8 protein-coding genes are annotated in these 11,693 nt (G+C 76.0%); all 8 read left to right on the top strand.

Going from position 1 to position 11,693, the window contains the following annotated elements:
• The first annotated feature begins 2 nt into the window (after nt 1-2).
• Nucleotides 3-740 carry an NAD-dependent deacetylase gene (locus tag ACFUK0_RS28135; protein ID WP_380255048.1) on the top strand — a complete coding sequence of 246 codons (738 nt, stop codon included), beginning with the start codon at nt 3-5 and terminating at the stop codon, nt 738-740.
• Between the two features lie 48 nt (nt 741-788).
• Nucleotides 789-1,997 (top strand): cytochrome P450, encoded by a 1,209-nt coding sequence (locus tag ACFUK0_RS28130; RefSeq protein ID WP_380255046.1) that lies wholly within the window; start codon nt 789-791, stop codon nt 1,995-1,997.
• 12 nt (nt 1,998-2,009) lie between these two features.
• On the top strand, nt 2,010-3,017 hold the full coding sequence (locus ACFUK0_RS28125) for an ADP-ribosylglycohydrolase family protein (RefSeq protein ID WP_380255044.1): 1,008 nt from the start codon (nt 2,010-2,012) through the stop codon (nt 3,015-3,017).
• 265 nt (nt 3,018-3,282) lie between these two features.
• On the top strand, nt 3,283-7,416 hold the full coding sequence (locus ACFUK0_RS28120) for a hypothetical protein (protein WP_380255042.1): 4,134 nt from the start codon (nt 3,283-3,285) through the stop codon (nt 7,414-7,416).
• A 24-nt stretch (nt 7,417-7,440) separates the two neighbouring features.
• Nucleotides 7,441-7,863 (top strand): hypothetical protein, encoded by a 423-nt coding sequence (locus tag ACFUK0_RS28115; RefSeq protein WP_380255040.1) that lies wholly within the window; start codon nt 7,441-7,443, stop codon nt 7,861-7,863.
• Complete coding sequence (locus tag ACFUK0_RS28110; protein ID WP_380255038.1) at nt 7,860-8,675, top strand: nucleotide exchange factor GrpE; 816 nt, start codon at nt 7,860-7,862, stop codon at nt 8,673-8,675. Before ACFUK0_RS28115 ends, ACFUK0_RS28110 begins: the two co-directional genes overlap by 4 nt.
• A 45-nt stretch (nt 8,676-8,720) precedes the next feature.
• A complete protein-coding gene (locus ACFUK0_RS28105; protein WP_380255036.1) occupies nt 8,721-11,261 on the top strand; it encodes an Hsp70 family protein in 2,541 nt (846 codons plus the stop codon).
• Nucleotides 11,258-11,653 carry a hypothetical protein gene (locus ACFUK0_RS28100; protein ID WP_380255034.1) on the top strand — a complete coding sequence of 132 codons (396 nt, stop codon included), beginning with the start codon at nt 11,258-11,260 and terminating at the stop codon, nt 11,651-11,653. Before ACFUK0_RS28105 ends, ACFUK0_RS28100 begins: the two co-directional genes overlap by 4 nt.
• Nucleotides 11,654-11,693: the final 40 nt, after the last annotated feature.

Below are 11,693 nucleotides of genomic sequence, written 5' to 3'. Positions count from 1 at the left end.
TCATGAACGCCAAGCGTCCCCTGATCGCCGTCCTCACCGGTGCCGGTATCTCCACCGACTCCGGCATCCCCGACTACCGGGGCCCGAACGGCGTCTGGCAGCGCGACCCCGATGCCCAGCGGCTGGTGACCATCGGCCCCTACCGCGCCGACCCGGAGATCCGCCGCCGGGCCTGGCTGCTGCGCCGCGACGTCGGCGCCCTGCTGGCCGAGCCCAACGCCGGCCACCGGGCGCTCGTCGAGCTGGAGCGCGGCGGCCTGCCCGTCCGCATCCTCACCCAGAACGTGGACGGCCTGCACCAGCGGGCCGGCTTCCCCGTCCGCAAGGTGCTCGAACTGCACGGCACCGCCCGGGAGGTGGAGTGCCTGCGCTGCCACGTCCGGAGCGGCATGGCCGAGGCGCTCGACCGGGTCGCCGCGGGGGAGCCCGACCCGGCCTGCGCGGCGTGCGGGGGCGTGCTCAAGCCCGCGACGGTGATGTTCGGCGAGGCGCTCGACCCGGTGGTGCTGGAGCAGGCCGGGGCCATCGCGAAGGCCTGCGACCTGTTCCTCGCGATCGGCACCACCCTTCAGGTCCATCCGGCCGCCGGCCTGGTCGATCTCGCCCTGGACGGCGGCGCCCGGCTGATCGTGATGAACGCCGAGCCGACCCCGTACGACCCGGTCGCGGCCGAGGTGATCCGCGAACCGATCGGCACGGCGCTCCCGGAGCTGGTGCGGCGGCTGGTGGCCCGGGGCTGACCTCCGGGCCGTGCTTACGATGGGCTCCCGACCAGCAGGGAGTTGACGATGACGGCGCAGTTCGATCCGTGGTCGGCCGAGTTCGTGGCGCACCCGTACGACGCGTACGCCGAGCTGCGGGAGCACGCGCCGGTGAGCCGGTACGAGCCGACCGGGCAGTGGCTGGTCTCCCGGCACCAGGACGTCGGCGCGCTGCTCCGGGACCGCCGGCTCGGCCGGACCTACACCCACCGCTTCACCCACGAGGAGTTCGGGCGGCCCGCGCCCGATCCGGCGTACGAGCCGTTCCACACCCTCAACGACCACGGGCTGCTCGACCTGGAGGCGCCGGACCACACCCGGATCCGGCGGCTGGTCTCCAAGGCGTTCACCCCGCGGATGGTCGAGGAGCTGCGCCCGACCGTCGCCCGGCTCGCCGGCGAACTGGTCGGCGGCCTGCTCGCGGACGGCGGCGGCGACCTGATCGCCGCCGTCGCCGAGCCGCTGCCGGTGGCGGTGATCGCCGAGATGCTCGGCGTCCCCGAGGCCGACCGGGGCCTGCTGCGACCGTGGTCGGCCGCCATCACCGGCATGTTCGAGCTCAACCCGGGCGAGGAGACGGCCCGGCGGGCGGTCGCCGCGAGCACCGAGTTCTCCGAGTACCTGCGGGCCCTGATCCGCGAGCGCCGCACCCGGCCCGGCACCGACCTGGTCAGCGCGCTGATCCGGGCCCAGGAGGGTGCCGACGCGCTCAGCGAGCAGGAGATGGTCTCCACCTGCGTGCTGCTGCTCAACGCGGGCCACGAGGCGACCGTGAACACCACCGGCAACGGCTGGTGGGCGCTGTTCCGCAACCCGGACCAACTCGACCGGCTGCGCGGCTCGGTGGACGAGCTGCTGCCGACCGCCGTCGAGGAGCTGATGCGCTACGACACCCCGCTGCAGATGTTCGAACGCTGGGTGCTGGAGGACATCGAGGTCGCCGGGGTGAGCATCCCGCGCGGCTCGGAGGTCGCCCTGCTCTTCGGCTCCGCCAACCGCGACCCCGCCCGCTTCACCGACCCCGACCGGCTCGACCTGGCCCGCGCCGACAACCCGCACATCACCTTCGGCGCCGGAATCCACTTCTGCCTGGGCGCCCCGCTTGCCAGACTGGAGCTCGCCGAGTCCTACGGCGCGCTGGTGCGCCGGGCCCCCGGGCTGCGCCTGGTGCGCGAGCCCGAGTGGCAGCCGGGGTACGTGATCCGGGGACTCAAGGAGCTGCTGGTCGAGATGTAGGGGGTTCGTGCGATGAGGAAGGCCGCCACCGGTGCGCTGCTGGGCCTGGCGATCGGCGACGCCATGGGGCGTCCGACCGAGTTCCAGCCGGTCGAGCGGATCGCGCTCGACCACCCCGACTGGCGCGAACTCCCGCTCCCGCGGCGCGCACTGATCACCGATGACACCCAGATGACGCTCGCCCTGGCCCGCGGCCTGCGGACGGCCCTCGACCGCGGCCCGCTCGTGCCGCCACGCCTGGAGCGGCCCGTCCGGGCGGAGTTCGTCGACTGGTGGCGCTCACCCGACAACAACCGGGCCCCCGGCATGACCTGCCTGCGCGCCTGCGAGCGGCTCAGCCGGGACGGGCTGCGCTGGCAGCAGGCGAGCCAGACCGGTTCCAAGGGCTGCGGCGCCAACATGCGGGTCGCACCGGTCGGCCTGGTCCCCGGGCTGACCGAGCGGCAGTACTCCGGCGCCGCGCAGTTGCAGTCGGCGCTCACGCACGGCCACCCGACCGCGCTGGCGGCGAGCGACCTCACCGCGTACGCCGTGCGCCGGCTCGCCGAGGGCGCCACGCCGGCCGAACTCCCGGCCCTGCTCCGGGCGTACGCACGGGCGGGCCGTACCCGCTACGACGGGTTCTGGCTCGGCGACCTCGCCGACCACGCGCAGGACGCCTCGCCGGAGGTGTTCGCCGCGCGTGGTTGGGACGACTGCCTCGGCGTGCTGGACCGGCTGGACGCCGCGCTCGCCGCGCCCGACACGGAGGCCGACCCCTGCCTCGCCACCGGCGAGGGCTGGATCGCCGAGGAGGCCTTCGCCACCGGCCTGCTCTGCTTCCTGCTGCTGCCGGACGACCCGGTCGCGGCCGTCCGCCGGGCGGCGTACTCGGCGGGCGACTCCGACTCGCTCGCCTGCCTGGCCGGCGCGTTCGCGGGGGCGCACCACGGCGCGGCCGCGTGGCCGGCGGACTGGGTGGAGCGGATCGAACACCGGGACGAACTGCTCGCCTTCGGTGCGCTCTGGGACCAGGGCTGACGGGGCGGGGAAGGCGGCCGGACGTCGGTCGGATCGCTGACCAGTGGCGATATGACTGATCGACAAACATTGGTACCAGTAAGAGGGTTGGGGTGATTTCGAGAAGAGATCTCCGCTCTGGACGATTGCCCGGCGAGATGCTTCCCTGGTGTCCCGAGTCCCCGGCAGGGCGGTCGCGCCGGGGTCGGACGGAACTTGCTTGAACGGCACCTGAGGGGGGTCCGTTGAGTGCAACGGACGGGCGGCGTTCCGCCCGGATGCGGCGATGACGGCTCTTCTCGTCCTGCTGCCGGTGCTCGCCCTGCTCGGCGCCGCCGGGTTCCGGTGGCGCTCGCGCCGCCCGGTCACCCGGATCGAGCAGTACACCCGGCTGCTCGCCGCGGCCGACGCCGCGCGGGCCGCCGGCCGTACCCAGCAGGCCCAGCGCCGGTACCGCCGGCTCGCCGAGCGCCTCGACGGAGCCGTCCTCAGCATCCCGCTCCGCAAGGGCCGGGGCACCGCGCTGGCCGGGCAGGGCCTGTGCACGGCGGCCCTGGGAGACGCCCAGGGAGCCTTCCGGCTCTACCGGGAGGCCTTCGCCCTGACGGAACTCCCCGTCGACGTCCTTCAGACGCTGGCCGGCGGCGTCGTCTCCGGAGCGGCGGCGGCGGACGGCCACGCCGAGCAGGACCTCGACATCGTGCTCGCCGCCCTCGCCGCCCTCCCGGCGCACCTGCACACGGTCGGCCCGGTCTGCGACCACCTCCAGCGGCGCTGCCTGGCGGCCGGCCGCGGTGGCCCGGACGAGGCCGCCGCACTCGCGCAGCGCGTCCTGACGGCCGTCCCCGGCCTGGAGTGGGCCGTCCTCGCCCGCAGCGCGGCCCTGCGCGCGCTGGACCGGCCGGCCGAGGCCGAAGCCGTCCTGCGGGCGGCGACCGGGACGGGCCGCACGGGCAGTACTACAGGTGTCGCGGACCGCGCCGGCAGCGCCGAGGTGTGGTTCCGGCTCGGCGCCGCGCTCGCCCGGCAGGGCCGCCACCACGACGCCGCCCAGGCCCTGGCCGAGGCCGCCCGCCGCCCGCGCGCCGCACCCTCCCCCTGGAACCTCGGCGAGCGGCTGGACCGCGAGATCCCCCTCCAGCGGGGCATCGCCCACCGCGAGGCGGGCGACCACCGGCAGGCCCGCACCGACCTGGACACCGCCGTCCGGCACGGGCCGGACGACCCGCGCACCCACTACGCACGCGGCGTCCTGGCCGTCGCCGAACTGGACGACGCGACCGCCGCCGACTGCTTCGCCGCCGCCCTGCGGGCCGACGCCGACTACCCGCCGGCCCGCTTCGGCCTCGGCCTGCTGGCCGAACGGGCGGCCGACCACGCCGGCGCCGCCGCCCACTACCGGGCCGGCCTCGCCCACCGGCCCGACTGGACGCCCGGCCGGATCAGGCTGGGCGCCGCCCTGACCGCCGCCGCCGAGCCCGAGCAGGGCCTCCAGGCCCTGGACGGCATCCGGACGGCCGAGGCCGAACACCACCGCGGCCTCGCCCACGCCGCCACCGGCGACCTCGCCGCCGCCGCCGGCCACTGGGCCGGGCTGGAGCAGACCCCCGCCGTGGCCCGCAACCTCCTCGCCGCCCGGGACGGCCTCGCCCGCCGCGCCCTCGCCGCCGGCGACCACACGCAGGCCCGCGAACTCTGGGAGAGCTGCCGCACCGGCCACCCCGACCCGGCGCACTGGCAGCACCTGATCACCGAGGCCACCCTGCGCGAGGGCGCCACCGCACTGCTCGCCCGGAGCCCCGGCACCGACACGGCCCAGCGCCTGCTGCGCCGCGCCGCCGACGCCGACCCGGGCGACCCGCGCGCCCCGCACCTGCTCGCCGCACTCGCCCTCGGCAGGGGCGAGCCCGCCACCGCCGTCGAACTGCTCCAGCCGCAGGCCGCCCGGCGCAGCCTGACCCCCCGGGGCCGGTACCACCTCGCGCTGGCCCGGCTACTGCTCGGCCGCCCGGCGCTCGCCGTCTCGCTGCTCGCCGGCGAACCGGCGGACGGAGCCGGACCAGCGGGCCCGGGCCCGGCGGCCGGCCCACCGGGCCCCGACACCGCACCGGAGGACGCGGCCGAGGCCGTGCTGCGCGGCGCCCTCGCCGCCCGGGCGGGCCGCTGGGCCGTCGCCGCCGGCCTCTACGCGCACGCACTCGACCTGGCGCCCGGCACCGGCACCGGCCCCCTCCCCGCCCCGCTCCGCTGCGCCGCCGAGGACTGCCCGGCGCAGGCCGCCGTCCACTGCGGACAGTGCGGCCGCCCCGTCTGCCCGGAGCACGCCGCCCAACTGCCCCCGGCCGTGCGCTGCGGCGACTGCCTGGCACCGGTGACCGCGGCCCTGCTGGACGCCGCCCGCCGGGCCGGCCACCCGGCCACGGCCGAGGAGCCGCTGGCGCGCTGGGCCCCCGTCTCCTCCGCCGCCCGCCGGGCCGCCGCCCTGCTGCGCGCCGAACGCGGCGATCCGGCCGGAGCGGCGCAGATGTACGGCGATGCGGGGGCCGAGCCCGCGTCGCGGGCCGCGCTGGCCGGGATCCGCTTCGCGGTGGCGGTCACGGCGGTCGCCGCCGGGCGGTACGACGAGGCCGAGTCGCAGCTCGACCTGACGCTGGAGCTGAGCCCCGCCCACCCGGTCGGGCTGCGCGGCCGGCAACTGCTGGCGGAGCGCCGGGCCGACCTGGACGAGCGGGAGGGCCGGCACCGGCAGGCCTTCGAGCACCGCCGGGCGTCCTGGCGGCAGGCCCCCGGCGATCCGGCGGCGATCCACGCGCTGGCGCTGGTCGCCCACCGGCTGGCCGCCTCGGGCGCGGGCCGCGAGTACGGGGAGTGGACGGCCGCCTGCTGGGCCGCCGTCCTGCACAACCCGGCCTTCTGGGCCCTGCTCGCCGAGCGGACCGGCCGCCCGCCGGCCCCCGACCGGCTGGCCGCCGCGCGGACGGCCCTCACCGACCAGGTCGGCCGCGACCTCCGGGAGGCCGAGGCCGGGGCCGGGGCAGGGGCCGACCGGGGCCCCGGCAGCCTGGACGTCCGGTGGAGCCTGGAGCTGACGGCGGCCGAGGAGATGGCCCGGGCCGCCCTGCCCGCCGACGGACCGGGCGCGCTCACCTGTGGCCCGCTGCTGCTCGCCAGGATCCGGGAGCAACCCGTCGGCCCCGCCTGGACGCAGGCCCTGGACACCGCCCTCGCGGGCGACCACCGGGACACCGGCCTGGCCCGGCTCGCCGCCCTCCTCTCGCCGCTGGGCGTCCAGCACGTCCTGCTGGAGCAGGGCCTCTACGAGGAGGCCGCCGCCGCGTTGGCGGACCAGCCGGGGGAGGAGGCCGCCGCGCTGCTCGCCGAGGTGCTGACCCGCCAGGGGGCGGAACTGCACCGCCACCGCGAGTGGACGGCCGCGCTGGACTGCTTCACCCGGGCCGCCGCCGCGGGCGCCGCACTGGACGGCCTGCACGAGGAGATCGCCGACTCGGCCCTGCACGGCGTACGGGTGCTGCTGGCGCAGGACAGCGAGGACCATGCCGGGGCGGTGGCCCTGCTGGAGCGCGCGCTCGCCCTGGTGCCCGGCCACCGCGCCGTCCGGGAGAACCTGGGGGCCAGCTACCTCCAGCTCGGCCGCCAGGTCAACAACGAGGAGCGGGACTACGCGCGGGCCACCCGGCTCGTCCGCCTCGCCCTGGAGTTCGCCCCCGACGACCAACTGGCCCGGCGGACGGCGGGCACCGTGCTGGTCAACCACGCCGGGGAGCTGATGGAGCGCGGCTCCGAGGCCGACCTCGAACAGGCCGAGGCGCTGCTGCGCGAGGCGGCGGCCGCATCCGACGCCGACGAGGTCCGCAGCGTGCTCGCCGGTGTGCTCTACCGCAAGAGCCGTCGCCTCGCCGTCGCCCGGGACCGCACCGCGGCGCTCGCCGCCGCCGGACAGGCCGTGCTCGCCGACCCGGAGAAGGACCACCAGGGCGTCGCGGCCGTCCGGGCCGAGGCCCGGCGGATGGTCGGCGTGATGCTCCACAACCACGCGCTGGGCGACGAGTTCAAGCAGCGGCTGGCCGACCGCGTGAGCCTGCTGGAGGAGGCCCGCTGGTACGAGGACGACGACCAGACCCGCGAGGCGCTCGCCTGGACGCTGCGCAACCACGGCGTCGACCGGGCCAACGCAGGCGACTTCCCCCGTGCCGTACGGCTGCTCAAGCAGTCGCTGGAGGTGCAGGACCTGCCCGACACCAGGGCCCAACTGGTCCTCTGCTACCGCATCCAGGCCGTCGGACTGGCCAACCGGCGTGACCTGTACGGCGCCCGGCGGGCCGTCGCCGAAGGGCTTGAGTTCGACCCGTACGACCACCAACTGCTGGCACTCAAGGCACAACTGGCGAGAATGCGCTGATGCTGCCGGGGACAGGAGACCGTTGTGCCGCTGCCCGATGAGAACGCGTACGACATCCTCGGGCTGCCGCCCGGGGCCGGACCGGCCGAGATCAAGGCCGCCCACCTGCGGGCCATCCGGGCCCGGACGCACAGTCCGCGCGACGTCAACGCCGCCGCGGCCACCCTGCGCAACCCCGATCAGCGGCTGCTGCTCGACCTCCGCACCCCGGCCCCCGCCCGGTGGCCGGCCGCCCTCGCCGAGACCTTCGCCGACGCCGCCCCCACGACCTTTCTGCCGCCCCTGGAGGAGCTCGGACTCCCGCCGCTGGCCGCCCTGGTGGTGATCCGCCCGGACGAGGTGGCACGCGACTGGCGCGCGCCCGCCGGGGAGCCCGCGCCGTTCGAGCCCGTCGAGCAGTACGCCGTCACGGCCGCCGTGCTCCCGCCCGTGGAGGTGCCCGAGTGAACCCGGCGGACCCGGCGGACCCGGCCGTCACGGCCGTCACGGCCGATGCGGCAGACGAGGACGCCGGTCCACTGGCCATCGACGAGCAGCCGCTGCCGGTGCCCGCCGCCGCCGAGACGGTCGATCTCGCCGACGCCTTCGGCAAGTTGCTCTTCCGCAGCGCGTTCGCCCAGCGCAAGCGCGCCGAGGAGGCCAAGGAGGCCGAGAACGGCCTGCGCGACCTCCTGCTCGGCCTACTGGAGGTCGACGACGCACTGGGCGCCATCGCCGCACCGGACACACCGACGACGCCGTACACCGGGCTCCTGTCCGGCGCCCCGGCCGTGGCGCAGGCGGGGGCGGCCGCGACCCGGCGGCTGCTGCGCCTCAAGCTGGCGCGGGCGGGCGTCCGGCCGATGAGCTTCGACAACCGGCTCGCCAACACCGGTGTCGCGGAGATCGTCGCCACGGTGCCGGTCGCCGGGCTGCCGGAGGACACCGTGGTCGAGGTGGTGCAGGCCGGCTTCTTCTGGCAGGACCAGGTACTGCGCCGGGCGAGGGTCGTGGTCTCCGTCCTCCCGGACGAATCCGAATCCGAATCCGAGGGCGAGGGCGAGAACGAGGAGCCCGATCGGCTTGAGGAGTCCGCAGGGCCGGAGCCGGAGCCGGAGCCGGAACCAGAACCAGAACCAGAACCAGAACCAGGGCCGGAGTCCGAGCGGGTGCCGCCCGCCCGCAAGCAGCCGAAGAAGCCGCAGTCCCGCGCGAAGCGCAGGGCGGGCACGCCGACCGGCGCCGACGACAGTGACACCGCCCGTACCGGCGGCCGATAGCGCGACGAAGCGCGACGAGACGAAGCGCGACGAGGGGACAGGGACGTGTACAGGACGCTCGGTATCGACCTCGGCACCACGAACTCCGTGGTCGCCCAACTCCGCCGGGGCGAACCGGAGATCATCCACAACCGGCAGAACCAGGAGGCCACCCCGTCGGTGGTCGGCCGGGGCAAGCGCGGGGAGCTGCTGGTCGGCTCCAGCGCCCGGGGCCGGGTCGCCACCGACGCCGAGAACATCATCCGTTCGGTGAAGCGGTTCATCGGGCGCAAGTTCAAGGACCCGCAGGTCCAGGCGGTGCTGAAGGATCTGGCGTACCGGGTCACGCCGGGCCAGGACGGCGACGTCAACCTCTGGTTCAACGGCCGTGCGTACACCCCGATCGAGCTGTCGGCGATCATCCTGCGCCGGCTCAAGGAGGACGCCGAGCTGCGCTCCGGCGAGGTCTTCCACCGGGCCGTGATCACCGTGCCGGCGTACTTCGGCGAGCGCCAGGTGGCCGCCACCCAGGAGGCCGGCCGGCTCGCGGGCTTCCAGGTGCTGCGGATCATCAACGAGCCGACGGCGGCCGCCCTGGCGTACGGGATGACCGGCGATCTCGGTGACGAGGGCCGTACCGTCCTGGTCTACGACCTGGGCGGCGGCACCTTCGACATCTCGATCCTGCTGCTGATGCCGGGCTCGGTCTCCGTGCTCGGCATCGAGGGCGACAACCTGCTCGGCGGCGACGACTTCGACCGGCTGCTCACCGAGGAGCTGCTCCGCGAGATCCGCGCCGAGCACGGCGACGACTACCGGCCCGACCAGCGGGACCGGCCGAGAATCGACGGCGCGGCCGAGGGCGCGAAGATCGAGCTGTCCAGTCAGCTGGTGGCCGACCTCAACCTGACCGGGCTGGGCGGCGGCCGGCTGATCCTGGAGACCGAACTGGAGCGGGAGCGCTTCGAGCAGCTGGTGGCGCCCCGGATCGGCCGGACGGTCGAGCTGACCCGCAAGGCCATCCGGGAGGCCAACCTGACGGTCGGCGACATCGACGAGGTGCTGCTGGTCGGCGGCTCGACCGCGATCCCGCTGGTGGAGCGGGAGCTGGCCGGGCTGTTCGGGCCGGAGCGGATCCGCCGGGGCGTGAACCCGATGCAGTGCGTGGCACTCGGCGCGGCGGTGCAGTCCGCGCTGATCGCCGAACTCGACTGCCCGTCCTGCCGTACGGTCAACCCGGTCGCCGCCGCGGACTGCGCCGGCTGCGGGGTGTCCCTGCTCGGCGAGCCCCGGACGACCTGCGAGGGCTGCTTCCTTCCGGTCGACCCGGCCACGCCGGCCTGCCCCAAGTGCGGCACCGCGCCGGCCGGCGCCGAGGACCCGGCGGCCCTGCTGCTGAAGCCCCCCGCCGCGACCGCCGTGCGCAGCTGCCCCCGCTGCGGCACGGCCGCGGCCCCGGGCGCCGCCGCCTGCGGCCTGTGCGGCGAGTCGCTGGCACCGGCGGCCGCCGCCGACGCCGACACCGGCGGCCTGCGCTGCGCCGCCTGCGGCGTGCTCAACACTCCGGGGGCGGAGTCCTGCACCGGTTGCGGCGAGTGGATGCAGGTCGCGAACCCGTTCGACATCACCCCGAAGGACCTGGGGATCGAACTCAACGACGGCCGGATGGCGGTCATCATCCCCAAGAACACCAACTACCCGACCGTGGAGCCCGTCCACAAGGACTTCTACGCCACCGGCGGCGGCCGGCGGCGCCTGGAGGTCGCGGTCTACGAGGGTGACCACGAGGTCGCGCAGCAGAACGAGCTGATCGGGGCGCTCACCCTGCGGCTGCCCGAGGACGGCGCCGGCCGGACGGCGATCACCGTCTCCTTCGGGCTGTCCGCCGACCGCACCATCACCCTGGAGGTCCGGATCCGGGGCGGCGAGGCGAAGAGCGTCACCCTGGAGCGGACCGTCCTCGACCCGGAGTGGCGGGCCAAGGTGGACGACCGCCGGCGCGCCGTCGCCGAGTTCACCGAGCGCTGGGAGCAGGAACTCACCCCGCAGGAGCGCCGGGCCGCCGAGAACCTGCTGGGCGAGCTGGACGACATGGCCGCCGGGCAGGTCAGGGGCCGGTCGGCGGAGCAGGTGCTCGCCGAGTCGCTCCAGCGCCAGCAGGCCCAGGCCACGATCCGGGGCGTCAGCGCGTACCTGAACGCCGTCATCCAGAGCTGCGAGCGCCTGCTGCGGCCCGAGGACCTGGACGAGCTCAAGCGGCTGCGGAGCAGGCTGGACGACGCCCGCGACGCGGGTGACCAGACCGCCGCGCTGGCCGTCGCCGAGCAGGCGGACGCCGCGATCGCGGCTCTCGGGCACACCGTACGGGTGCTGACGTACTGCCGGGTCTTCGTCGCGCAGGGCATGGTCAGCCCGGCGCTCGCCCAGCAGATCAGGGCGGGCCTGCAACGCGTCGACGACGGGCTGGACACCGGCAACTACGAGCTGGTGAACGCCGGGATGACCGAGCTCGTCGAGTGCTACGCCCTCGCCGGGCAGGACATCGACGCCCACCACGACGCGGTGCCGAGCGGCCCGGTGCGGCCGGAGGAGGCGGGGCCGCGATGACCGTCCCGCCGCAGGCCGGGCCGTCCGACGGTGCCGGGTACGGGGTGGAGTGCCCGCTCTGTCGGCTCGCCCCTGCGGCCGGCACCCTGCGCTGCCCCGGCTGCCAGGAGGACCTGACGCCGCTGGTGCACCTGCGGCTGCGCGGGCGGATCGCCTACAACGAGGGCCTGCGCCTGGCCCGCGCCGGTGCGTACCGGGAGGCGGTCGGCGAGCTGGAACGGGCCGTCCGGCTGGAGCCGGAGCTGCTGGTCGCCCGGCTGGTGCTGGGCAAGGCAGCGGCCGCCCTCGGCGAGCACGGGCGGGCCGCCGCGGCCTTCGAGGACGTGCTGCGGCTCGCCCCCGGCCACCCCGGCGCCGGCGCCGCGCTCGCCGCGCTGGCCGTCGCCGGGTAGCCCGGGCCCCCGGCGACCGCTACGCCACGGGGTAGCGGCC

It is taken from the genome of Kitasatospora sp. NPDC057223, assembly GCF_042669755.1.
In the GTDB taxonomy this organism is placed as follows: domain Bacteria; phylum Actinomycetota; class Actinomycetes; order Streptomycetales; family Streptomycetaceae; genus Kitasatospora.
This window is presented reverse-complemented; position numbering and strand designations above follow the sequence as displayed.